The following is a 24,479-nucleotide window of genomic DNA, read 5'->3' on the forward strand; positions in this document are numbered from 1 at the left end:
TATGTTCAGTCATGCCGAACAGATTGTCGTGAAAGAATCGAATGAAAAACGGGTACTGATTAAGAATGCGGTTTGCATCCCATCAATGCGACCGTACGATAGTCGCGCGAGTCGGGACCTCGCCGTACCGACACGTCCTGAAATCCGAATTTCGTCGCCTCGGGGATGAACTCTTTCTGAATCCTGTCAGCAATCCCGTCCCACTGCACATCGCCTTTCCCATCGCAGTACGTGATGACAAATGTGCCATTCGGTTTCAAGACGCGTTCGATTTCAGACAGGACGGTCGTGACATCTTCCCAAAAATATAGCGTGTGAATGCTGAACACGTGATCGATAGATGCGTCAATCATCGCCAATTGATGAAAATCGCCTTCCATCAAGCGAGCTCGTCCCGTTTGAATGGACGCGGCGTTCCGTTTCTTTGCCGAAACGATGAGTGTCTTCGAGCGATCGAGACCGATCACGTTCACATCCTCCCGCTTTTGAAGAATCGTCGATAGCGCATCACCGGCTCCACACCCGAGTTCGAGTACGGTGGCGTTTGGATGCATCTGTAACTGTTCGATCGTCCACTCGACTTCGATACGGTGTTGGCGCACCATCTTTTCCCCGATATATTTTCCGACGGGACCACGTGGGTTTTCGTACTGACTGTCCACCCAGTTTTTGAACACTTGTGGGAGCATACTGTCACCTCATTTCAAGAGTAGCTCGATTGTAGCATATCGATCAGACAAAGGAGTCAACAACATGCGTTCATTTTGGATACTCGGCAACCAACTCTCACACGAACTCGAGATGTTGAAGCAAATACAGGAAGATGACGTCATCGTCATGATCGAGGCGACGTCTCGCGCGACGTGGCGTCCGTACCATAAGCAAAAACTCGTCCTTATTTTCTCGGCGATGCGTCACTTTGCGGAAGAGTTGCGCGACAAAGGGTACACCGTCGATTACCATGAAGCGGATTCGTTTCAGGAGGCATGGGACAATCACCTAAAACAGTACGATCCGGATGAGATTCATGTCACCGCCGTCACGGACGAACCGATGGCTAAAAAGCTCAAGCAATTCGGCAAGAAACATAAATTAGTCGAGCATACGGATGTCCCGCTTTTCTATTTATCGAAAGAAGAAGCGACCGATACGCTCGGGGACGAACCGTGGCGGATGGATCGGTTTTATCGTCAGATGCGGAAACGGTTCGATATCTTGCTCGAAGACGGGAAGCCGCGTGGCGGGAAGTGGTCATTTGACGCGGAAAATCGAAAGCCACCGAAAGAAGGACTGTCGTTTCCGTCCGCCATCCATTTTCGACCGGACGCCATCACAAAAGACGTCATCGAAAAGGTCGAGTCGACATTCTCGGATCATCCAGGGAAAGTGACCCCGTTTCATTGGCCGGTCACACACACCGAGGCGAGACGGGCGTTGAATCGATTCGTGAACGAGCGGCTCGAGACGTTCGGTCCGTATCAAGATGCGATGATGACGAATGAACCGGAAATGTCACACAGTCTATTGTCGGCTGCCATCAACATCGGTCTGTTGACGCCACATGAAGTCGTCGAGGCGACTTGTGAGGCAGATGCACCATTGTCATCGATTGAAGGATTCGTCCGCCAAATCCTCGGGTGGCGGGAATATATGCGCGCCGTCTACCTCGCCGTCATGCCGGGCTATGAAGAGGTGAACACGTTTAAGCATGAACGCAACTTACCGTCCTTCTTTTGGGACGCGAAGACGGACTTGAACTGTCTGCATCAAAGTCTGAAGCCGGTCGTGGCGCATGCCCACAACCATCACATCCAGCGGCTGATGGTGCTCGGAAACTACGCGACGTTGTTTGAAATCTCGCCGAAGCAGACGAGCGACTGGTTCAATGAGATGTATATCGATGCTTATGATTGGGTCGTCTTACCGAACGTGCTCGGGATGGCACTCCATGCGGACGGTGGGAAACTCGCCACGAAGCCATATGTCGCATCCGGAAAATATATTGACCGGATGAGTGACTACTGTGAAGATTGTCCGTATAACCCGAAACATACGACCGAAGAGGATGCTTGTCCGTTCAACGCCCTTTACTGGCGATTCATCGATCGACACGAAGAACGATTCTCGAAAAATCAGCGGATGAAGATGGTGGTTCGTAATTGGCAAGGACGAGACGATGACGTCAAATCAGATATATTAGCGAAAGCTGAACAGACATTGGCCGATTCCCCGTGAATCGGTTTTTTTACGTTTCCTTCATGAAACTTAGCGATTCCTTTATGGTAGCTTTACAATCGTCCGCTACGATAAGAGCTGTGAGACCCCCTCACTTCCAAGTGAATACTTACCGGTAGAACCTTTGAGAGACCAACAGAAGCCCGTACGTCCATGACGTGTCGTTTCTGTTGGTCCTTTTTTTCAAGAAAGGATGATTCAAGTGAATGAAGCGATTGCACGAATTGGGCAAGAACGGATGATAGCCTCAATCAAGAGTCCGAAACAAATCGAAGCGTTTTTACAGACGGATGTGACGACGACGTTCCTCATGATGGGGACGCTCAGCACGCTCGACCGCTATGTGGCGCATTTGAAGCGAGAGAACCGAACGGTCTTCCTCCACGCCGAGCGGATCAATGGGATCAGCCTCGACCGGGATGGCATCGACTATCTCGCCAAACGTGTCGGCGCCGACGGGATTGTCACGACGAAAGCATCGGTGCTTCAGCACGCGAAACGGGCAGGGCTGTTGACGGTTCAGCGACTGTTTCTTGTCGATTCGGACGCGGTCACGAGCGGACTCAAACTCGCCGAAGCGCAGCAACCGGACGCGATCGAACTCATGCCTGGTCTGATTCCGAGTGTCGTCGAGAAGATTTCCCAGGAAGTCTCTTTCCCGATTGTGACAGGTGGGATGATTCGTCAACCGATCGATGTGCATCGCGCCCTCGACCATGGGGCATTCGCGGTTTCGACCGGGGACGAACGACTTTGGCAGGTTCAAAGTCAGAAGGAGGAATTAGTATGAAATCAATTCAACTACAACAACTGACCAAATCATTCGGGGAGACGGAAGTCATTCGGGGTATCGACGTGACGATCGAAGCAGGAGAATTCTTCGCACTCGTCGGACCGTCCGGATGTGGCAAGAGCACGATGCTTCGCATGATCGCTGGACTCGAATCCATCACGAGCGGAACGCTTCGCATCGACGGAGTGGCAGCAAACGGGATGAAGCCGAGCGAGCGTCACTTGTCGATGGTCTTCCAAAACTATGCCCTTTATCCACATATGACGGTCGAGAAAAATATCACGTTCGGTCTACATACGAAAGGACTGACGAAACTAGAACAGCGTGAGCGTTGCCTACAGGCGGCCGAGACGCTCGGGCTCACCGATTATTTGAAACGGAAGCCACGTGAACTGTCAGGTGGTCAGAGACAACGGGTCGCGTTGGCGCGAGCCATCGTGACGGAGGCACCGATTTGCCTGATGGATGAGCCGCTCTCGAACTTGGACGCAAAGCTGCGGGCGAAGATGCGCTCGGAGATTCGCCAGTTGCAGCGAAAACTTGGACTGACGATGATTTACGTCACACATGACCAAGTCGAAGCGATGACGATGGCGGACCGGATCATGCTTCTCAATGAAGGGGAAGTGCAACAAGTCGGGAAGCCGCTCGACTTATACAACAAACCGGCGAACACGTTCGTCGCCTCGTTTATCGGATCACCCCCGATGAACCTGGTCGAGGTCACCCGACAAGAGAGAGGGTGGATGGCAGCAGACGGACGCCTATTCCATCCGAACGCATTGACAGAAGCGTCAGAGGCGACGCTCGGTGTACGTCCGGAACAAATCAAACCTGCCGACGAAGACGTGACGTTTTATGCGGAGTTGAAAAACATCGAAGTACTCGGGACCGAGACGATTCTCGCGTTCGATGTCGGTGGCAATGAATGGCTGGCGAAATGGCCAGGGCAATGGCCGCTCACTGTCGGAGAAAAAGTGGCGTGTTACGTGGAACCGAAACAGATGTCGCTCTTTGACGCGGATGGGCAACGCATCGAGCCACGACAGCCGAAGCTGTTTGAGGCGTTGGAGGTGTTCCAATGACGGTCGCCTTACCGAGAGAGAAGATCCGCGCGAGACTGTCGGACGCGGCGAGCGGGCTGTTGTATTTGTCCCCGTCCATCATCTTGTTTGGTGTCTTTCTCGTCTATCCGCTCCTCCGGACGATGTACTTGAGTTTCTTCCAGACGGACACGCAAGGGACGCCACTCGAATTTGTCGGCGTCGGTCATTACAGCAACTTGTTCACGAGTGCGGCGTTTTGGCAAAGCATTCAGGCGACGGTCGGATTTGTCCTCTTGACGGTTCCGCTGACGATTCTGATTGCACTCGGTCTCGCGCTCCTCGCCAATGAGAAGTTGAAAGGCATCGGCATCTTTCGCACGGCCTTCTCGGCGACGATGGGGATGAGTGTCGCCGCCTCATCGGTCATCTGGATGTTCATGTATAACCCGTCAATCGGGATCTTCAACCGGTTCCTCGGAGCGATCGGTGCCAGCGGCGTACAGTGGCTTCTTGACCCGCAATATGCACTGTTGTCTGTTTCACTCGCGACCGTCTGGATGAACATCGGCTTCACGTTTTTGATTCTCCTCGGTGGTCTGCAAAACATCGACCGGACGCTATACGAGAGTGCGGATATTGCGGGGACGAACTACTGGACGCAACTTCGTTCAATCACGATCCCGATGTTGTCGCCGACGCTCTTCTTCGTCGGCATCATCTCGCTCATCAACGCTTTCCAGACGTTCGGACAGATTGATCTGTTGACGAAAGGCGGACCGACGAATGCGACGAATGTCATCGTCTATGCCATTTATAAAGACGCGTTCATCAACTACAACGTCGGGAGTGCCAGTGCACAAGCCGTGCTCTTATTCATCGCCGTCCTTTTGTTGACATGGCTCCAATTCAAATTGGTCGAAAGGAAGGTGCATTACCAATGAGACTACGGAATGTAGGCGTATATGTCTTACTCGTTTTGAGCGCCGTCGTCATGCTGTTCCCAATCGCCTATGCGTTCTCGATCAGTCTGATGGACGGGAAGGAAGTGCTCCAGGGACATCTGCTCCCACGCGACCCGTCATTTGAGAACTATATCGCCGCGTTCGAACGAATCCCGATGCTGACTTACTTAGTGAACAGTCTGATTGTCGCGCTTCTCGTGATGGTCGGACAGGTCGTCTTGTCGAGTCTCGCGGCATTCGCATTCGTCTTCATCGACTTTAAAGGAAAAGGGCTCATTTTCATGCTTTTCCTCGCGACGATGATGGTCCCATGGGAAGCGACGATGGTGCCGAACTTTTTGACAATCCAGTCACTTGGCTGGCTCAACACCGTCTGGGGGCTATCGGTGCCGTTCTTCGCACTCGCATTCGGGACGTTTCTACTTCGGCAACAGTTCAAGACGATTCCATATGAGATGTATGAGGCGTCTCAAATCGCTGGGATCAGCCGGTTCCGCTTCTTCTGGAACGTCGTCTTGCCCGTATCGAAGACACCGCTCGTCACATTGTCGGTATATAGCTTTTTGACGACTTGGAACATGTACTTATGGCCGCTCCTCGTCACGAACACGGAACAGGCGCGGACGGTCCAAATCGGAATCAAACAGATGCAGTCGAACGAGGTCGCCTCGGATTGGGGCGTCGTCATGGCGGCGGTCGTCTTAATCATCATTCCGACACTTTTATTGTTATTCGCAGGACAAAAACATCTACAAGAAGGATTGACGCAAGGCGCAATCAAATAATAGGGGGACATGACAGATGAAAAAGTTTGGATTATTCGCAGGGTTGGCAAGTTCAGTGTTATTACTCGGGGCATGTGGCAGTGAAGAAGCGGCACCGGTCGCGGCGACGACAGAAGACGGGAAGACAGAAGTCGTCTTTTGGCACGCCATGAGCGGGGACTTGGAGACAGCGCTCAATACGCAGGTCGATGCATTCAACGCCTCGCAAGACGACTATGAAGTGAAACCGATCTTCCAAGGAACGTACGAAGAGGCGCTGACGAAGTTCAATGCCGTCGCCGGTTCGGAAGACGCGCCGGCCATCATGCAGACGTTTGAGGTCGGGACGAAATACATGATTGACTCGAATAAGATCACACCGGTACAAGAGTTCATCGACAAAGAGAACTTTGACACGAGCGTGTGGGAAGAGAACATCTTGAGCTATTACCAAGTGGACGGCAAACAATACTCGATGCCGTTCAACTCGTCGACTCCTGTCCTCATCTATAACAAGGATGCGTTCAAAGAAGCGGGGCTCGACCCGGAGAAGGCACCGCGCACGTATGACGAGTTGAAAGCGGCAGCGAAGAAGTTGACGACGGACGACCAGACCGGCTTCACGATGCTCAACTATGGTTGGTTCTTTGAACAGCTCGTCGCCGCGCAAGGTGGACTTTACGTCGATAACGAAAACGGGCGCAGTGGAGATCCGACGAAGGCCGTGTTCGATGGGGAAGAAGGACAGAATGCGTTCAACTTGATCAAGGAAATGTACGATGAGAAGACGTTCCTGAACGTTGGTCAAAACTGGGACGATATGCGTGCAGCGTTCCAATCGGGCAAAGTCGCCATGTATCTCGACTCGTCAGCCGGTATCCGTACTGTCGCGGACAGCGCAGACTTTGAAATCGGTGCCTCATACTTGCCTGTACCGAACGAAGCAGACCGTCAAGGCGTCGTCATCGGTGGCGCATCACTCTGGATGGGTGACGGCATCGCCGAAGAAACGAAAGAAGGTGCATGGGAGTTCATGAAGTATGTGTCCTCAACGGAAGCACAAGCGCAGTGGCATGTCGATACAGGCTACTTCGCGATCAACCCTGACGCATACAACGAACCGATTGTCGAAGAGATGTGGGCGAAATATCCACAACTCAAAGTGACGGTGGACCAGCTCAGCGAGACGAAGCCATCACCAGCGACACAAGGTGCACTCATTTCGACGTTCCCACAATCGCGTCAAAGTGTCGTCAATGCGATGGAAAGCTTGTATCAAGGTGTGTCGGCCGAAGACGCATTGAAGCGTGCGGCCGAAGAGACGACTTCCACCTTGGGGCAGTGAGATGTTGATTTACGCACATCGTGGGTATAGCGCCAATTATCCAGAAAATACGTTGTCCGCGTTCGAGGCGGCCCTCCCATATGTGGACGGCATCGAGCTCGACGTGCAACTGTCAAAAGACGGTCGGCTTGTCGTCATCCATGACGAGACTGTCGATCGGACGACAGATGGGACCGGTTGGGTAAAAGACATGACACTTCAGGAGCTACGTCAATTGAAGATTGACGGGTATGAACGCATCCCGACGTTAGAAGAAGTGCTTGGCTTGATTGAACGGAGTGACGTCACGCTAAACGTTGAATTGAAGACGGACCAATACGCGTATCCAGGCATCGAACGACTCGCCTGGCTCACCGTCGACGAGTTTCACATGACGGGGCGCGTCGTCTTCTCCTCGTTCAATCGGGAGACGCTCGTCCGAATGCGGGATGTGGCACCGCACGCACGCCTTGCCGTCTTGACGCTCACGGGAGAATCGGACACCGTCTCGTTCGCTGAAACGATTCGAGCCGAGGCGATCCACGCACAGGCCGAGTTTATCGGCTCAAAAGCGTGGGAAGAGATGCGACGGACGCCACTTGAGACCCGTGTCTACACCATCAACGACGTGAAAGACTTGCCTCTGATGCCGGTGGCAGCCATCATGACGGATGAAGTCGAAAGGTTCGCGAAATAAGCAGACAAAACCCCGCTCCTTTTGAAGGAGCGGGGTTCGTTCATGTCATGATCGGTTCTGGTGACGCATATGTTGAGACGACAACTTGGTTGCGTCCTTCACTTTTTGCTTGATAGAGTGCCGAATCCGCGAGGTCGACCATCCGTTTGATCGGAAGGGCGGTACCGTGGGCGACCCCGACAGACGTCGTGATTTGAATCGGTGGGAAATCATTCAAGTAGAACATTTCAGTAGCAACGCGTTCCCGAATCCGGTTGGCCACTTTATCCACTTTCTCTGGCGTCAAATCGTACATCAAGATGACAAACTCTTCGCCGCCGATCCGAGCGACGGTGTCGTGTGCGCGCGTCTCTACTTTTAGAATGTCAGCGAACTGTTGTAAGACGAGATCGCCATTCCCGTGACCGTATGTATCGTTCACGTGTTTGAAGTGATCGATATCGAGCGCGAGGATGTTGTATGTGCGGTCATCTTCACCGAGCGAGGCGGTGTAGCGGTCCCAGACGCGACGGTTGAACAGGCCCGTCAAGTGGTCCCGTTCGGAAGATTGTTTATATTCGAGTGCGCGTCTCGTCGTCTTCTCTAAGTCGATCGTGAGTGTACTCGAGAGGAGACCGACGAGCATCCCTACCATCCAAATGGTCAAGACGAGGGAGACGTATGCCGCGCTCCAGCCCATATTGATATAAACGGCGAGCGAAATAACGAATAGCGCCCACACGTTTAAAAAGATGCTTTGTAAAAAGAGTCGTTCGCGAAGTAAACGATGAATCCAGAGCATCCCGATACTGACGATGAACGTCGCGATAAAGGCGATGAAAGCTTGTTCTGTCATCCCGAACAAGAAGCGCGTACTCGCAATGACGAGTGTCGCAATAAACAAGGGTGCCCGAGCACCGTAAAACGCGAGTAGGACGAGCGGTAAGTGACGTAAATCCACACGAACCGTATCGTTGGCCTCGACGGCGTTGTACATCAAAAAAAGACCGAGCGCACCGGCCAATAGACCGATGATAAAGCTACGGAAAAATTGTGAATGAAAGAGCGTAGAATGATAAATCTTCGAGATGATATAAAACCCGGTAAACGCAACACAGGCGTTCAGTAACAAGACAGTGAGCGTCATTCCTTCACGACCTTTTCGATAGACTATACGTTAACCGTAGCAGTCTCCAAAATAATGTCAATCGGAAGATGTGTAAACCTTCATTTTTTCTTCACGCTTTTTTCTTCGTGCCTCGAAACGCAAAGAACATAGCGATGCCAATACCAATTCCGAGCCACCAGTTATCGAGGGTCAAACCAAAGACGATGGCGAACACGACAGCGACCGGGATGGATAAGTATCCTCGTTGTTTCATCTTCATTTCCTCCTCTCTTCGTCACTTCTCTATTCCCAAAATTGAATCGTGTTACATCATGAAATGAAAAAACGTCCGATTGAACGAATCAGTCGGACGTGATTGTAAAGGATGTTCGTGGCAAGGGGCATGTGTGCCGGGTATGAAGCTCAATGGTGAACGTCGTACCTTCTCCGTATATGGAGTCTGCATGGATACCCCAACCGTGGGCTTCAGCGATTCGTTTGCAAATCCGTAGACCGAGCCCCGTGCCTTTGATGGATTGATGAGCGAGCGAGTCGACACGATAGTATTCGTCAAATACATAAGGGAGCGCATCTTCCGGAATGCCGATGCCGGTATCAGATACAGACAGGATGACCGTACCGTCACATTCCTCGACTTGTGTATGGACGGTCCCGCCATCTGGAGAATATTTGATGGCATTCCCGATCAAGTTATGGAGCAATTGCCGTAACTTTTCTTCATCTGCTTGAATCCAGACGTCATTCGTCTCAAACGTTACCGAATGAAGTGGCGAAGTCGTTTGATAATTCGCCATGACGTCCGCTAATAGGGGGCGAAGCGCGAATGTCGTCACGGTCAATTGTTCGGCCGTATAGCTTTCTTTTTGGTAGTCCAAAAAATTATCGACGAGCCGCTCGAGCCGCTCCGATTCTTGTTTCACTTGTTCCAACATGTGATAAGACTTCTCGGAACCTTCATGACGCGCCATCAACAATTCGGTATAGCCATGGATTGCGGTCAAAGGGGTACGGAAGTCATGAGACAACTCGGCAAGAAATGTATCTTTTCGTTCTTCGAAGCGAACGGCTTCCGTTTGGTCACGCCACATGATGAAGACGCCCCGAGGTGTCCGGGTGAAATTGAAGATGAGGTGTAGCGTTCGGTCGTCAAACTGAATACGGCGTGACGTCATGCTTGGCCATTTCTCTGTTTCGCACTCAAGCAATTCCTGAATCAAATGGGTGACTTGCGCCATGTCGGCACCATGTTCTTCGAACGTTGTATAGAGAAAGCGAGTCAATGCTTCCATCGAGGTGAACGATTGAGTCGTCATCGAAGGGCACCAGTGATGAAGGAGATGATTCGTATAGAGACGGTGTTTCGAGAAATCGATATAACACATTGCATCCTGCACTTCTTCCACGACGGAAGCGATGGAGAACGTATGGCGTTCTTGTTTTTGACGAGCGGAGCGTTTCTGCCTAACCCTACGGAATCGGCGCATTGACATACCTCCTCGCGAACATTTGTACATTCATTCACAACAAGTATACGACATTCGGGCAGGAATCCCTATACAGGCAATAGTCCTAACAGAAATGTGCTGAAATCGGGACGAATTATACGAATCGCAACAAAAAAACTCCCCGCGTCGTAAGCGGAGAGATTCGATTCATTTCGTGACTTTCAGTTGTCCCATCATCCCGTTCTCTTCATGCTCGAGGATGTGGCAATGATACATGAACGTGCCGGTTTCGGTGAAGGTAAGTTCAATTTTCACCCGTTCATCAGGAGCAACAGCGACCGTGTCTTTCCAACCTTTCTCATGGTCGGCTGGTGGGTTGCCGTCCCGACTGATGATTCGGAACTGGACGCCGTGAATGTGGAAAGGATGCGTCATCCCACCCATCATGTCAGGTTTATTTTCAATCTCCCACACTTCGGTGTCTCCGCGTTTCGCTTCGATATCGATACGATCCGGGTCATACGTTTTTCCGTTGATCGACACCATATTCCCCATTCCAAAAAGCGTGAGTCGGCGATCTGCTTTTTCATCTGTCGAGCGCTCCATCGTTTCGGTCGTCGGAATATCGATGGATGCCTTGTCGAGTTCACCGACACGAAACGTAGTGAACGTTACGCCGTCCGCTTCTAAGGCCACGTCATCTTCTACTTGTGAAAAATCAATCAGCACCTCGGCCCGTTCGCCTGGTGTCAACGAGATGGTCTTCATCGCGACCGGACGTTCTAGCGGACCGCCATCTCCTGCGATTTGTGTCATATCCTCCCCGTTCGATAGCGTGAAATCGAAATCACGTGCGTTCGAACCGTTGACGAGCCGAACACGGAGCGTCTCGGTCTGAACATCGAACGTGGTGTTGATGGCGCCGTTCGCAAGAATCGTATCGCCCGTCGTTCCGTCGACGTTCATGTGGGCATCATAATCAAGCTCACCCTTATCGGTGAAGAGGCGATCTTGTACGATGAGCGGGATATCATCGACCCCGTATTCATTCGGTAGGCCGCTCTCTGTATCATCGGTCACATAGAGGAGACCGGCGAGACCTTTGTATACTTGTTCAGCTGTTGCACCCATCGGATGCGGATGAAACCAAAGTGTGCTCGGCTCTTGGTCGATATCGAGTCGAACTTGTGCACGTTCACCCGCTGCTACAGCTTGATGCGGTCCCCCGTCCATGTCGGAAGGAATGACGAGACCGTGCCAATGGAACGTTGTCGGTTCATCTAATCGATTGATTGTATCAATCACAACCGTTTTTCCTTTTTGGAGTTCGAGCATCGGTCCGAGCAAGTCTCCGTTATATCCGAACGTCTCTGTTTTCTTCCCATCTTGGAAAAATTGAGACATGCCTTCAGTCGCTTCCACCGTGTAATAAACAGTGTCTTCCGTGACGCGGTCTGGCTGTAAGGCAGTCGGAATCGGAAGCGGCTGTTCCGGTTCATCCGATGCTTGGAGATCTTGGGTCGCACCGTGTCCCATCGGTCCGCTATTGCCATCCATTCCGTTATTCCCCATCATGTGGTCACCCATTTGCCCGGTCGACGAATCATTTCCCATCATATGATCTTGATCCATATTGTTGTTATGGTTCCATGTCCCGTTGAAGAGGACGACTAGTAAGACGAGGATGATCCCAATCAAAATCCCCGTCAACAGGAACCATATTCCTTTTGATTTCATCTGATAACACTCCTTCATTGTTCAGTCCTCACTTTGTTGTACCACCTAATTGTGAAAGAAACATGAAAGTCCAAATCCGTTTAGTTGTATACCGCATAGGGGTATACAATCCGTGTAAAGGAGTGGATAAATGATGGAACATGAACACAATCAACACCATGAACATCATGAGGAGAGTCACGATTCTCATCATGGCGGACACGGACACGAGCATATGATTGACGATTTCAAACGACGCTTTTTCGTATCGCTCGGTCTGATGATCCCGATTTTATTATTGTCGGACATGATTCAAGAATGGCTACGGTTCGAACTCGATTTTCCGCTTGAAAAGACCATCTTATTTGTGTTGGCGACGATTGTGTATGTATACGGAGGATGGCCATTCTTGAAAGGGAGTGTAGAGGAGCTGCGGGATCGTAGCCCGGGCATGATGATGCTCATTGGCTTGGCGATCAGCGTCGCTTATTTTTATAGCGCAGCTGTCGTCTTTGGATATGGAAGCGGACATGACTTCTTTTGGGAACTCGCTTCACTGATTGTGATCATGCTACTCGGACATTGGATTGAGATGCGCTCTGTCATGGGGGCGTCAAATGCATTAGAACAACTCGTGCAACTGCTCCCGAACGAGGCGCATCGCATCAATGGGGAAGAAACGGAAGACGTCCCCATCTCTGAACTGAAGGAAGGAGACCGAATCCTCGTCAAACCGGGGGAACAGGTACCCGTGGATGGGAAAATCATCAAAGGACGAACGACGATCGACGAGTCGATGTTGACCGGCGAATCGGTCCCGGTCGAAAAGACAGAAGGCGAAGATGTCATTGCGGGCTCAATCAACCAAGAAGGGAGTTTGACGATTGAAACGATTGGTACGGGAGAAAGCACGTACTTGTCAAAAGTCATCGAATTGGTGAGCGAGGCACAAAAATCGAAATCACGGGCTCAAAACCTAGCGAACCGTGCGGCGAAATATTTGTTCTATATCGCGATTGCAGCAGGCGTCATCACATTTATCATCTGGTTCATGCTCGGCTATTCGGTCGGAACGGCAGTCGAACGGATGGTGACGGTCATGGTCATCTCATGTCCCCATGCACTCGGACTAGCGACACCTCTCGTCGTTGCCGTCTCGACAGCGTTATCGGCGAAACAAGGTCTCCTCATCCGAAATCGGACTCAATTTGAAGAAGCGCGTCGCCTCGATGCGGTCATCTTTGATAAGACGGGTACGTTGACGGAAGGCAACTTCGGCGTCACGGACGTACAAGCGAGCTCATCTTTCACAGAAGAAGATGTATTGCGATTAGCTGGAACTGTCGAACGGGAGTCCCAACATCCGCTTGCTCAAGGAATTTTGCGAGAAGCCGAGAAACGGGAATTGAAGCTGTCGACTGTCGACAACTTCGGTTCGATGACGGGTGTCGGATTAGAAGGGACGGTCGACGGAGCGCATGTTCAAGTCGTCAGTCCACGTCATATCCGTGAACAACACATTCAAATCGATGAAGAGACGTTCGCACGACTTTCCGAAGAAGGAAAGACCGTCGTCTTTGTCTTGAAAGACGGAGAATGGGTCGGGATGATCGCAATGGCCGATATGGTAAGGGAAGAGGCGAAGGAGACCGTCGAGGCCCTTCGTGAAAAAGGTGTCCGTTCCATCATGTTGACGGGGGACAATGAGAAGGTCGCACATTGGGTCGCGGGTCAGCTCGGCATCGATGACGTGTATGCCGAAGTATTGCCGGACGACAAGGCGAACCAAGTGAAGGACGTCCAGAAAGATGGGAGCAAAGTAGCGATGGTCGGAGACGGAATCAATGATGCTCCGGCACTGGCACAGGCGGATGTGGGCATCGCCATCGGGAGTGGGACGGACGTTGCCGTCGAGACGGCAGATATCGTCCTCGTCCGCAGTAATCCGAAAGATGTCTTATCGATTTTGGAACTTTCACAAAACACGTATCGGAAAATGATTCAAAACTTGTGGTGGGCCGCTGGGTACAACATCGTCGCCATCCCGCTCGCTGCAGGCGTCTTAGCGCCAATTGGTATCATCCTATCACCAGCCATCGGTGCGGTCTTGATGAGTTTGAGCACGGTCATCGTCGCCATCAACGCCCGACTTTTGAAGATTTAACAAGTTTTTCATCTTTAGCATGTATGCTAGATGGGATGCTAATGATGGAGGGATCGAGATGAAACGAACGTTAATGTTATCACTAGCCCTGACGCCACTGCTTTTATCAGCGTGTGGAGCGGAAGAGGCACCGTCAGACACTAATCAATCAGAGAGCGCAACGACAGATGCATGGCAACGCGTCGAGGGGGATGAGATGGTCTCCCATATCCACGGGGCTGGATTTTGGCAAGATGACGAACGTCCTGTCATCGCGACGCATGCCGGATTGATGGAATATCGTGAAGACGGTTGGTACACACTTCCGACGAATCGTCATGACTATATGGGCTTTGAAGTCATCGAAGATGGATTTTATGCTAGTGGTCACCCCGACCGCCGAACAGACTTCAAAAATCCACTTGGTGTGTTGCATGGGAAAGACCACGGTGCGATGTTAGAAGCACGGTCGCTTGAAGGAGAAGCGGATTTCCACTATATGAGTGCCGGTTATGAGACAGGAACGCTGTACGTCTATTTAGAAGAGGCGACGTCTCAACTCGAGACAGGTTTCCATCGCTCGACAGACGGAGGAAGAACGTTTGAACCGATGCAGGTACAAGGCATAGAGGAAACACAAGTGGCAGGCATCGTCGCCGATGCGACGGATGCGGAGCGTGTCTTCTTGTATGGGCCGTCCGGCATCCTCGTTTCGAATGACTCTGGAGATTCGTTCGAGCCGCTCATCGAGTCGGAACAAGTCGTCACGGTCGGTGCGGACGATGGACAGTTGGCCTACATTCGACAGACAGATGGTTCATTCGAAGGCGTTCGTTTCAACTTAGACGATGAGTCGACAGAGACGTTCAATCTTCCAGAGCTTCAAGCGAACGCTGTGCCAATCGAATTGGCCATCAAAGAGGAGCGCATGTTGCTTGTCACATCGGATAACAGCGTATATGAGTTTACGGACGGGGAATGGGAGATGCGCCTCGACAAAGGTGAGCTCAACTGATCAAAAGACGCCTTTCCATTAAAGGATAGGCGTCTTTTTGTCGAGCGGAAGCGTGACGGTGAAAGAAGTGCCCGATGCGTCAGACGTGACTGTCAATTCTCCGCCGTGACGGTTGACGATTTGGTCAGCGATGGCGAGTCCGAGTCCACTGCCACCGGTCTGTCGGGAGCGTGATTTTTCCACACGATACAGGCGGTCAAAAATGTGCGGTAAATCTTCTTCAGGAATGCCTTTCCCGTCATCCGTGATGCTCAAGATGAGGTGGGTGTCCGTGACGTTTGAACGAAGCGAAACCTGTGTGGCCTCACTATGTTCGATCGCATTGTGGGCGATGGAGCGAAAGACTTGAAGCATTCGATGACGGTCTAATGTGAGCGTGACATCTGGTTGTTCGGTATTCACCGGGGCATCGAAGCGAATCGTCGTCATTCGAAACATCGTATCGAGCATTCGACGTAAATCCGCACAGAACGTCGTGACGGTCACTTCTTCTCGATGTAACAAGAACGTGTTTTCATCGAGCTGTGCCAATTGAAACGCATTTTCAACGAGTTCCGTGAGCGAGCGACTCTCATCTAAAATCGTTTGAATCGACTGTTGCCGAAGCGATTCTGGAGTGCTGTCTTTCGAAGCGATTTCGGCATATCCTCTCAAGTAGGTGAGCGGGGTCTTGATTTCGTGCGAGAGATCGGATAGAAACTGATGTCGCTCGCGTCGCAGTCGAGACAATTCAACCGACATCGATTCAATCGAACGTGCCAATTCTCCGATTTCATCCACTCGATTCGTCGGTAACTGTAAATCGTCCGGGTTCGTGAGGACGTTCTCCGTCGCCCGTCTCAATGACTCGATCGGTTTTGAAATGAGACGGCTTAGGAGAATGAAGGTCAAGATCGTCGTCACGAGTGCGATGGCCGTGATATATAAAAATCGCAACTGAAGGCGGTGACTGATTCCGTGAATGATTTCAGTCGGTAAAAACATATAGACATATCCATATTGAGTGCCGGTATCATCCATGATTGGTGTACGAACGCTCAAGTACGGCTCATTTTCCCAGTCGTTCTCTAAAATAGTCGTGTCATCGACAGGTCCGATGCGTTGTTTCGTATCGACGGTATCGACTAAGACTTGAGGGAAGGAGCGGGAAGCCCGAAGGAGGTCATGTGCAGAGTTTGTGATGGCGACTTTCGTGTCGGTCTCACTTTCCATCGTGGCGACGTGACCGATTGTCTCCTCTGAAAAGTTCATCGCCAACACGTTCGCATGGCTCTCGGCCCTTGACTCGAGACGATCGATCTCTTCTACAACGCGCTCTCCGAGTAACGTGTGATAAAGGAGAAGGAATAACACGCCTTCAATTAATAACGTCGATAAGAGGAAGACAAGGCTGATGCGAAACGGGAGGCTGTTGCGACTTCGTTTCATCCGGAACGCTCCTCGGTCCATCGATAACCACGTCCCCAAACGGTCTTCAAATAGTCGTCGATTGGAAAACCGGCATCCCCTAACTTTTCTCGAATCATACGAATATGTGCATCAACCGTACGTGGGTCGGATTCGGCAGAGTACGGCCAGACGAGGTCATATAAATCCAAACGGTTAAACAGGCGATTTGGATGCTGAAGGAACAGTTTCAGGATGGCTGTTGCTTTCGGCGTGAGGACGATTTCTTGTTCCTCATAGAGGACACGTCCGCTCTCTTCGTCATATCGTAGCGGACCGTATTGGATATTGACGACACGGGTCCGTCGTAAGACGGCACGAATACGGGCGAGGAGAACATTCCCATCGAACGGTTTGGTGACATAATCATCCGCTCCAGCATCTAATCCTTGGATGGTCGTTTCATTGTCTGAACGTGCCGTCAACAAGACGACGGGTAATGACGGGTCCATCGTCTTTAGCTGTCGACAAAGCGAGATGCCATCTACTTCTGGCATCATAATATCTAAAAGGACGAGGTCCGGGCGTTCTTCGATTTTGTCGAGTGCCGAGCGGGCATCACTCGCCTCGATGCACGTGTACCCGTCACTTTCAAGAAACAGACGAATCAAATGTCTCATTTTTTCTTCGTCATCTACAATGAGGATCGTCATCTTACAATCCCTCCTTCCTCTTTATCGTTCCGCGTGCTTCGCGTGATTTCCTTCTGTGCCAAAAAGAGCCTGCAGTTGTTCACATGCGCGTGAGATGTCTCGACAGTAAATGACCGGTACTCTCGCATCAATCGGTCGATCTGTGACGATGGCCACTGCGCCGTTACGAATGGCGGTCTTCACTAAATCGACACCACGTTCATTGATCGGACGTTTGCATACATATAAAAACATTTTTTTTATTTTTTCTGGTGTCGCCCCGACCCCGTGAATCGCCATCTCTTCTGGACGGTCGAGATACGACCAAGATAACACAGAATCTAGTGTTGCCAATACGTCACGCAATGTCAGCTCTTGCATTGTCGTTCCCCTTCCTTGCAAAATCTCAATTTCATTAGTCTACCCGACGTTTGTGAAAAAGAAGTGAAAAGTATCAAGAACATGCCATGGCTAAAAAATATGCAGGTTTGATTACAGAACAAGTAGGTAAAAGTATTTCTACATGCATAACAAGAAAGGGTGAACGAGATGAAATCGTACGGTAAATTTGGAATCATGATTGCGGTCTCTACATTTATTATGTATTGGCTCATGTATTTGAACGTCTTTCAAATCAATCATATCTTCTTTAGTCAAACGAGGTTGTATATGGCACTGATCATGGGATCGGTCATGGCATTCGTCATGCTTCTCTTTATGTGGGGGATGTATAAGAATAAAACCCTCAACTTTATCATCCTAGGGGTCAGTGCCCTCGTCTTCAGTGCCTCGCTCTGGCTCGTACGTAGTCAGACGACGGTCGATGACGTCAGTTGGATGAAAGCGATGATCCCGCATCACTCGATTGCCATCTTGACGAGTGAGCGCGCCGAAATTGAGGACCCGCGCGTCAAAGAACTGTCGGAAGAGATCATCAAGGCGCAGCGTCGTGAAATTGAAGAAATGAAGCAGTTGATTAAAGATTTAGAGGATGAAGAAGAGAACGCAGAAGAGAATCAAGAGTAACAGACATACACAGCCGATCGGCTGTGTATGTTTTTTTTGCCTTTAGGAAAAATGAGGGAAGTAAGTTAGAATTTGTTTTCCTTTATTTGAAATATAAATGACATATTTGTCGGTTTGTTTTGGTGGTAAAATTTTTTCATCAAGATAATATAAAAATTAAAAATTTAAATACATAATTGAAAGGATTTACCATAACATGAAACGAAAGATGCTCTCTCTCCTCTGTGCTGTGTTGCTCACCATCGGAATCTTCACTCCAGCCGGTACGCCTGCTGAAGCGGCGACCACGTATTATGTCAAAGTCACGACCAACAGTTTAAACGTCCGTTCGGGTCCAGGCACGACGTATGCGATCGTCGGCAGCGCCAAATTGGGGCAGTCGTTCAAATATCTTGGCGTGAGCGGGGGATGGACGAAAATCAACTTCAACGGCACAGCCCGTTACGTATCAAGTACATATGTGAAGAAGTACAGTGTGACGTCACTCTCGACGACGTCGACAGCGAAGATGGTCATTCCGACAAAAGGGACGTTGACGCAAAAATATGGTCCAGCGAGCGGGCAATACGGTTATACGTTCCATAACGGCATCGACTTGGCGGCACCGAGAGGGACACCGGTCGTTGCAGCCGCTTCTGGGCAAGTCATTGTCTCCCGCAATTACGGGGCGTATGGGAACCATATCATGATGACCCATCAGTTGAACGGACAAACATATATCACGGTGTACGCGCACCTCGACCGCCTCAATGTCGTCAAAGGACAGACGGTTGCAAAAGGAGCGACAATCGGAGCTGTCGGAAATACGGGCAACTCGTTCGGAAACCATCTCCATTTCGAAGTACATCGGAACAGCTACGTGTATAGCAGTTCATCGCCAGCAAACAGCATCAATCCATATACGATGTTTTAACGCAACAGCACGCGCCCCATATTTGGGAGCGCGTGCTTTTTGGTTAGTGGATGGTCGTTCGCTTGTTTCGTCCGATTTGGTTGGCGACAATCAGGCATGCGCCAAGGACGATACCGAACACCAATCCGAATAAAGTATTAAAGAGTAGCATGAGGATGATCCCGAAGACGAGACCGATACTCATGAGGCCAATCCGATCAAACATAGTGAATCCCCTTTTCTTTAGTTGTGCACCTCAATGATTACCCGATTTTCAAAGAAAGAACACCGACGAAATGGACCGATTGATTCATTATACGTGTTTGGACGAACTAGGTTTCGTTTTGTAGAAACTATAGAGGACGCTAATCAAGATGACGAGAACAATTGTCCCGAGTGACATCCAAATCGGCATCTTGTACACATCACCTAAAATCATCTTCGCCCCGATGAAGACGAGCATGAAGCTGAGACCGTGTTTCAAATAGTAGAAACGGTCAATCAAGTTGGCGAGGACGAAGTAGAGACTACGGAGTCCGAGAATCGCCATGATGTTCGCATAGAAGATGATATACGGGTCACGCGAATACGCGAAGCTCGCGGCGACCGAATCGACGGCGAAGACGATATCCGACAATTCGATGAAGATGAGCGCGATGAAGAGCGGTGTGAAGAACAACTTCCCGTTGATCCGTTTCGTGAACTTCCCAGATGAAATGTCCTGTGTGATCGGAAGGCGTCGCTCGAGCCAACGAATCGTCTTGTTCTCTTCAAGTGACTCGTCTTTCCCGATATTCTTGTACATCATCCAACCTGTGTAGATCAGGAACGCTCCGAACACGTAGTAGACCCAACCGAAGTTTTCTAAAAGCGATACACCAGCGACGATGAAGACTGCGCGGAAGAAGATGGCTCCGAGAATCCCCCAGAACAACACTTTGTGCTGATACTTGAGCGGGATGGCGAAATAAGCGAAGACAAGGGAGAAGACGAAGACGTTATCGATGGCGAGTGCCTTCTCGATGAAGTAGACGCTCGCATATTCCGTTGCCGCCGTACTACCTTGTGTGTAGAGCAACCATCCCCCGAATACGATGGCAATCCCGATCCAGACAAACGTCCATGTCCACGCCTCGCGGAGCGAGACTTCGTGTGCCTTACGGTGAAACACCCCGAGGTCAAGCGCGAGCATGAAGATGACGATGAGTAAAAACCCGATGAGTAGGGTCAACAACAATTCCTCCTTTTAAGTTCGTATGAACTCTTATATCATTAATATAGGTTCATATGAACTTAAAGTCAAGAAGGGGGGGATGAAAAAAATCACTCTTTTAAAAAGTGATTTCATGAAGTACATCTTTCAATTTGTTAGTTGCTCAATATCTTTTACAACGTCTGAAAGCATAATCTGTTCGAGTACACGTTCCATTGCGGATTGAGCCGTAATAAAAATAGGCTCTATTGTCGCTTGAATATTTCGGCCGACTGGGCAAGCGGGATTTGGCTGGTCATGAATTCCAAACAATTCATTCGGTTCAACAACGGCAACTGCTTGATAAATTTCGAGAAGTGAGATTTCGGTTAATGATTTTGTAAGGGTCGCACCAGCAACACCAGGTTTGACCTGAATCAATTCAGCCTTCTTCAACATAGCCATAATTTTTCGAATGAGGGCAGGGTTTGTATTTACGCTCCGCGCTAAAAAATCAGACGAGATGACTTCTGGCGGTGAAAGTGCGACAAGAGTCAGCATGTGGATTGCCACTGAAAATCGACTACTGATCGTCATAAATTTCTCCCTTTCTATTCATGCATGTAAACAACTTTGTTACATGTTTAGTATAACAGGGAAAGAATAATTGACAAATGAGTTACCTGTAATTATCATGATTACATGTAACTGATTCGATTACAGCATAGGGGAGGAAATCAAAAATGAAATACTTAGTCACCGGGGCAACCGGTAAATTAGGATCAAAAATTGTAGAGGAGTTACTCAAATCCATCGATGCGAGTGACCTCGCGGTTAGCGTGCGCAATCCGGAGAAAGCAGCATCGCTGAAAGAACGTGGGGTTGATGTACGCCATGGAGATTTTGATCAGCCGAACACACTCGATGAAGCGTTCAAAGGTGTCGAGCGTCTGTTGATCATCTCGGCAGATGGCGACAACGACACGCGGATTCGTCAACATACGAACGCGGTCGAGGCGGCAAAACGGGCTGGTGTTTCCTTCATCGCCTATACGAGTCTGGCCGATGCGACAGACAGTGAGAACTTGATGGCACCCCCACACGTCGTCACAGAGGAAGCGATTGTGGAATCGGGGATTCCGTATGCGTTCTTGCGGAACAACTGGTACTTAGAGAACGAATTGCCGAGCATGCAGGCAGTCGTTGACGGGGCACCGTGGATCACGGCGGCCCGGGACGGGAAGGTCGGCTGGGCGCTTCAACAAGACTACGCGGAAGCAGCGGCGAACGTCCTGTTGAAAGAACAGCAAGAGAGTGCGGTATATGAATTGTCAGGACCGCTCCATACACAAAAAGATTTAGTCGATGCACTCAGTGAAGTATTAGGACGTGACGTCATGATGCAAGAGCTGAACCTTGAGGCATATGAAGAGACGATGCGCGGGGCAGGGATGCCTGATGATGTGGTCGCACTTCTCGCCGGCATCCAGCGAAGCATCCGTCAAGGGACGCTCGAGATTCACGAGAGCGACTTTGAACCGGTTCTCGGACGTCCGGTCACACCATTACAAGAAGGGATTCGACAACTACTCGATCGATAAACAGCATGCCCCCGACCGTTTGGTCAGGGGCATTTGTGTTAGGCGCGTGATGCGTGATTTTCGAGTTGAGTCGTCACATCTTCAAGGGCATTCGCCGTCACGGCGAGGCGGTCCGACATGGAACTGAGTTCTTTTTGGACAGCGACCTGTTCTTCCGTTGCGGCGGCCACATGGTGAATCTGTTGTTGCAGTTCGCTTGAAGCATGTTTCGTCGATTCGAGGCGTGTCTCGAGCGTCTCCATCTGCGTCGTCACGAGTTGTCGTGTCTCTTGGATCGAGGCGATTTGTGCGTCGATCTCCGATACGTCTTCCGTGAGACGCCCGAAGACAGCCGTCACATCGTTTGTGACCGTTTGACAGTTTTCAGTTGCTTGTTTAAAGAGGTGAGCCGAGTTCGAGACGACCGTCGTATCTTCCATCAATCCACCGAGGACGCGCGTCATTTCCGATGCGTATTCTCGAGACTGAACGGCAAGCTTCCCGACTTCAGAGGCGACGACGGCAAATCCACGACCAGCCTCTCCTGCGCGGGCCGCTTCAATCGATGCGTTCAAGGCGAGCATGTTCGTCTGCTCACTGATCGAGCCGACTTGCTGCAAGATGCCTTGAATTTCAGAGGAGCGATTCGTCATCGTCGCGACGATTTGCTCAAGTTGCTCGGACTCCGTGATGATTTCATGCACTTTTTCTTCCATGAGGCGCATGTCTGTATTCCCGGAGAGGGCGTCTTTGGCGATACGGGACGAGGCTGCTGCCGTTTGCGCCATCCGTTCCTGGATGAGCGCGGTCAGCGAACGAATCGATTGGATCTCGTCCGCACCTTGTACCATCGAAGCTTGTTGAGACGAAGCGTGCGCGACGATCGGGTCGACCGTGATGGCGATTTGTTCCCCGGATTCAAGCGACTGGTTCGCGGCCGATTCGAGCTCTTCCGCGTGGCCATTCAAAGACTGAACGAGGGAACTGACGTCTTGAATCGCTTGGTTCAACAACTGTCGCGTCTCCTGTTCGTGCGCTTCGACACGTTCCGTCTCCTTGTTGCGGAAATGGATCTGAGCGACAAGTACGGCGCTGAGCAGAATCAAATACACGGCGTGGACGAGCAACAAGTTAAATGGGTAATCGCTCGTTCCGCAAATTATTTCGGGAAATAAGAAATACCCTGCCAAATGCTGTACTGCAAAGATGCCGGTACTGTACAAAATCAAGTCGATACGACGCATGAACGACAGGATGGCCAAGACGACAAAGATGGAGAAGTGATACTCGACGAGTCCTTGTCCACCGGCGACCGTCGAGATGCTCGCGAAGGTGAGCGTCAGCATCATCCAATACGGGAACATCTTGCTTTCTCGCTTCAGGCTGACGAGCATCATCCCGAGGAAGACGAGTGGAAGCGCGAAGAGCACCCATGTCACATTCGAGTACACATAGCCATCCGCGCCGTTTCGTAAAATCGTATACGTGTAGGCAAATTCCGTAAAACGGTGAAGCAAATGGACGACAACCGACGTCATCACAATCAATAACGTCGTCAACAACATCAACTGATTTCGTTTCATCAAACTCATGTTTCTTTCCTCACATTCTCGTGTTCATTTATTGTGGCTCTATACATATCGGACGGATGTCCCAGAAGTTTATTGAAATTGCATATTCGACGCACAAAAAAGGAGCGCGAGGCTCCAATTCAAACGTTCAATGTGATGTGCCATACCATTTTTTGTAGAAATGATACGGTTCCTTTGCCTGGTCTGTCGTCAAAAATACAAACTTCTCACGTGTCAAATGTCTCAACATATAGGAGAGAGATTCTGGGGAAGTGGCGTGATCGTGCATTAAGACAATCGATGCCTGATAGTAAGAACGATGGGCACGCACTTGTTTGATGGTTTGATAGCGCATCACGTTCTGGTCCTTTTTGTATTTCCAGTCGAGCGTATCAACGTTCCAGTCCCACATGTGGAAGCCGGCCTTCTCCATCGCCTGGCGATGTGCTTTTGTCATATGGGGCACACTTCCGTAAGGGACACGTATCGTTGTCGACTTCACACCGGTAATATCAAAAATCAACTGTTGGACCTGTTTCATCTCGTTGACTGCCGTTTTCGGTGAACGATAAAAGGTCTTTTTGTCGTGGGTCATGCTATGTAGTCCGATGGTATGTCCTTCGTCAACAATCCGTTGAAGAATAGCCTCATTTCCTTTGATTTTCTTTCCAAGAATAAAGAATGTCGCCTTCACGTTGTAGCGTTTCAGGACGTCTAGCAATTTAGGCGTATACTGATTCGGTCCATCATCGAACGTCAGATAGACCATCTCACCTTTGTTATAACGAGGGTGGAACTCGCTTGCGGAAGCCGGAACAGAGGAAATGAATAAGAGGAACGCGGTGAACAGACAGACGATTGATTTTTTTAGCACGAATCGATTCTCCTTCAA

At 50.3% G+C, this 24,479-nt stretch carries 25 protein-coding genes; 12 read left to right on the forward strand and 13 right to left on the reverse strand.

Translation table 11 applies throughout. The features are described 5' to 3' along the window. Positions 1 to 59: 59 nt before the first annotated feature. Positions 60 to 689 carry a class I SAM-dependent methyltransferase gene (locus ACQKD4_RS01575; protein ID WP_427372231.1) on the reverse strand — a complete coding sequence of 210 codons (630 nt, stop codon included), beginning with the start codon at positions 687 to 689 and terminating at the stop codon, positions 60 to 62. A 64-nt stretch (positions 690 to 753) separates the two neighbouring features. Between ACQKD4_RS01575 and ACQKD4_RS01580 the strand changes: the two genes are divergently transcribed. The 7 genes from ACQKD4_RS01580 (at position 754) to ACQKD4_RS01610 (ending at position 7,821) form a co-directional block, all read left to right on the forward strand. Further along, complete coding sequence (locus tag ACQKD4_RS01580) at positions 754 to 2,235, forward strand: cryptochrome/photolyase family protein (RefSeq protein WP_427372232.1); 1,482 nt, start codon at positions 754 to 756, stop codon at positions 2,233 to 2,235. A gap of 202 nt (positions 2,236 to 2,437) precedes the next feature. Continuing rightward, positions 2,438 to 3,025: a glycerol-3-phosphate responsive antiterminator gene (locus ACQKD4_RS01585; protein ID WP_214694469.1), complete on the forward strand. Its 588-nt coding sequence runs from the start codon at positions 2,438 to 2,440 to the stop codon at positions 3,023 to 3,025. Further along, a complete protein-coding gene (locus tag ACQKD4_RS01590; protein ID WP_427372233.1) occupies positions 3,022 to 4,113 on the forward strand; it encodes an ABC transporter ATP-binding protein in 1,092 nt (363 codons plus the stop codon). Before ACQKD4_RS01585 ends, ACQKD4_RS01590 begins: the two co-directional genes overlap by 4 nt. Continuing rightward, a complete protein-coding gene (locus tag ACQKD4_RS01595) occupies positions 4,110 to 5,015 on the forward strand; it encodes a carbohydrate ABC transporter permease (RefSeq protein WP_427372234.1) in 906 nt (301 codons plus the stop codon). The genes ACQKD4_RS01590 and ACQKD4_RS01595 overlap by 4 nt, the downstream gene beginning before the upstream one ends. Beyond that, positions 5,012 to 5,821 (forward strand): carbohydrate ABC transporter permease, encoded by an 810-nt coding sequence (locus tag ACQKD4_RS01600; protein ID WP_214759762.1) that lies wholly within the window; start codon positions 5,012 to 5,014, stop codon positions 5,819 to 5,821. Before ACQKD4_RS01595 ends, ACQKD4_RS01600 begins: the two co-directional genes overlap by 4 nt. Before the next feature lie 16 nt (positions 5,822 to 5,837). Beyond that, positions 5,838 to 7,145: an ABC transporter substrate-binding protein gene (locus tag ACQKD4_RS01605; protein WP_427372235.1), complete on the forward strand. Its 1,308-nt coding sequence runs from the start codon at positions 5,838 to 5,840 to the stop codon at positions 7,143 to 7,145. Position 7,146: 1 nt separating this feature from the next. Further along, the gene (locus tag ACQKD4_RS01610) at positions 7,147 to 7,821 is read left to right on the forward strand and encodes a glycerophosphodiester phosphodiesterase (RefSeq protein WP_427372236.1); all 675 of its coding nucleotides are present in this window, start codon (positions 7,147 to 7,149) and stop codon (positions 7,819 to 7,821) included. Between the two features lie 40 nt (positions 7,822 to 7,861). On the opposite strand, the gene ACQKD4_RS01615 is transcribed toward ACQKD4_RS01610, so the two are convergent. From ACQKD4_RS01615 to ACQKD4_RS01630, 4 genes are all read right to left on the reverse strand, one after another. After that, positions 7,862 to 8,947 (reverse strand): GGDEF domain-containing protein, encoded by a 1,086-nt coding sequence (locus tag ACQKD4_RS01615; RefSeq protein ID WP_427372237.1) that lies wholly within the window; start codon positions 8,945 to 8,947, stop codon positions 7,862 to 7,864. A 91-nt stretch (positions 8,948 to 9,038) separates the two neighbouring features. Beyond that, positions 9,039 to 9,182, reverse strand: coding sequence for a hypothetical protein (locus ACQKD4_RS01620; protein WP_274664095.1), 144 nt, complete (start codon positions 9,180 to 9,182; stop codon positions 9,039 to 9,041). 88 nt (positions 9,183 to 9,270) lie between these two features. Continuing rightward, complete coding sequence (locus ACQKD4_RS01625; RefSeq protein WP_427372238.1) at positions 9,271 to 10,413, reverse strand: sensor histidine kinase; 1,143 nt, start codon at positions 10,411 to 10,413, stop codon at positions 9,271 to 9,273. 168 nt (positions 10,414 to 10,581) lie between these two features. Then, positions 10,582 to 12,111 (reverse strand): multicopper oxidase family protein, encoded by a 1,530-nt coding sequence (locus tag ACQKD4_RS01630; protein WP_427372239.1) that lies wholly within the window; start codon positions 12,109 to 12,111, stop codon positions 10,582 to 10,584. Between the two features lie 130 nt (positions 12,112 to 12,241). On the opposite strand from ACQKD4_RS01630, the gene ACQKD4_RS01635 reads away from it, so the two are divergent. Next, positions 12,242 to 14,254, forward strand: a complete 2,013-nt coding sequence (locus tag ACQKD4_RS01635) for a heavy metal translocating P-type ATPase (RefSeq protein WP_427372240.1) — start codon at positions 12,242 to 12,244, stop codon at positions 14,252 to 14,254. Positions 14,255 to 14,312: 58 nt separating this feature from the next. Next, on the forward strand, positions 14,313 to 15,248 hold the full coding sequence (locus ACQKD4_RS01640; RefSeq protein WP_427372241.1) for a F510_1955 family glycosylhydrolase: 936 nt from the start codon (positions 14,313 to 14,315) through the stop codon (positions 15,246 to 15,248). A gap of 18 nt (positions 15,249 to 15,266) precedes the next feature. Here the strand turns inward: ACQKD4_RS01640 and ACQKD4_RS01645 are convergent, their stop codons facing one another. Genes ACQKD4_RS01645 through ACQKD4_RS01655 form a run of 3 tightly spaced genes read right to left on the reverse strand, consistent with a single transcriptional unit; the run spans position 15,267 to position 17,707 of the window. After that, positions 15,267 to 16,676 (reverse strand): sensor histidine kinase, encoded by a 1,410-nt coding sequence (locus tag ACQKD4_RS01645; RefSeq protein WP_427372242.1) that lies wholly within the window; start codon positions 16,674 to 16,676, stop codon positions 15,267 to 15,269. After that, on the reverse strand, positions 16,673 to 17,347 hold the full coding sequence (locus tag ACQKD4_RS01650; RefSeq protein WP_427372243.1) for a response regulator transcription factor: 675 nt from the start codon (positions 17,345 to 17,347) through the stop codon (positions 16,673 to 16,675). The genes ACQKD4_RS01645 and ACQKD4_RS01650 overlap by 4 nt, the downstream gene beginning before the upstream one ends. Before the next feature lie 21 nt (positions 17,348 to 17,368). After that, positions 17,369 to 17,707: a hypothetical protein gene (locus ACQKD4_RS01655; protein WP_427372244.1), complete on the reverse strand. Its 339-nt coding sequence runs from the start codon at positions 17,705 to 17,707 to the stop codon at positions 17,369 to 17,371. Between the two features lie 168 nt (positions 17,708 to 17,875). Here ACQKD4_RS01655 and ACQKD4_RS01660 point away from each other — a divergent pair, with 168 nt between their 5' ends. Then, entirely contained in the window at positions 17,876 to 18,352 is a 477-nt protein-coding gene (locus ACQKD4_RS01660) for a DUF305 domain-containing protein (protein ID WP_214694422.1), read from the forward strand. Between the two features lie 196 nt (positions 18,353 to 18,548). Then, positions 18,549 to 19,265 (forward strand): peptidoglycan DD-metalloendopeptidase family protein, encoded by a 717-nt coding sequence (locus ACQKD4_RS01665; protein ID WP_427372245.1) that lies wholly within the window; start codon positions 18,549 to 18,551, stop codon positions 19,263 to 19,265. 43 nt (positions 19,266 to 19,308) lie between these two features. On the opposite strand, the gene ACQKD4_RS01670 is transcribed toward ACQKD4_RS01665, so the two are convergent. The 3 genes from ACQKD4_RS01670 to ACQKD4_RS01680 all read right to left on the reverse strand — a co-directional run bounded on the left by ACQKD4_RS01670 (position 19,309) and on the right by ACQKD4_RS01680 (position 21,033). After that, complete coding sequence (locus tag ACQKD4_RS01670) at positions 19,309 to 19,470, reverse strand: hypothetical protein (protein WP_427372246.1); 162 nt, start codon at positions 19,468 to 19,470, stop codon at positions 19,309 to 19,311. Between the two features lie 87 nt (positions 19,471 to 19,557). Beyond that, a complete protein-coding gene (locus ACQKD4_RS01675; protein WP_427372247.1) occupies positions 19,558 to 20,475 on the reverse strand; it encodes a TerC family protein in 918 nt (305 codons plus the stop codon). A gap of 129 nt (positions 20,476 to 20,604) precedes the next feature. Continuing rightward, entirely contained in the window at positions 20,605 to 21,033 is a 429-nt protein-coding gene (locus ACQKD4_RS01680; protein ID WP_074035980.1) for an Rrf2 family transcriptional regulator, read from the reverse strand. Between the two features lie 146 nt (positions 21,034 to 21,179). Here ACQKD4_RS01680 and ACQKD4_RS01685 point away from each other — a divergent pair, with 146 nt between their 5' ends. Next, complete coding sequence (locus ACQKD4_RS01685; RefSeq protein WP_274664082.1) at positions 21,180 to 22,037, forward strand: SDR family oxidoreductase; 858 nt, start codon at positions 21,180 to 21,182, stop codon at positions 22,035 to 22,037. Positions 22,038 to 22,075: 38 nt separating this feature from the next. Here ACQKD4_RS01685 and ACQKD4_RS01690 read toward each other — a convergent pair whose 3' ends face one another. Beyond that, entirely contained in the window at positions 22,076 to 23,608 is a 1,533-nt protein-coding gene (locus ACQKD4_RS01690) for a methyl-accepting chemotaxis protein (RefSeq protein ID WP_427372248.1), read from the reverse strand. A 127-nt stretch (positions 23,609 to 23,735) separates the two neighbouring features. Then, complete coding sequence (locus tag ACQKD4_RS01695; RefSeq protein WP_427372249.1) at positions 23,736 to 24,461, reverse strand: polysaccharide deacetylase family protein; 726 nt, start codon at positions 24,459 to 24,461, stop codon at positions 23,736 to 23,738. Positions 24,462 to 24,479 lie beyond the last annotated feature (18 nt).

The sequence above is a fragment of the Exiguobacterium sp. NPDC077395 genome (genome assembly GCF_050269125.1).
Lineage (GTDB): Bacteria > Bacillota > Bacilli > Exiguobacteriales > Exiguobacteriaceae > Exiguobacterium > Exiguobacterium aestuarii_A.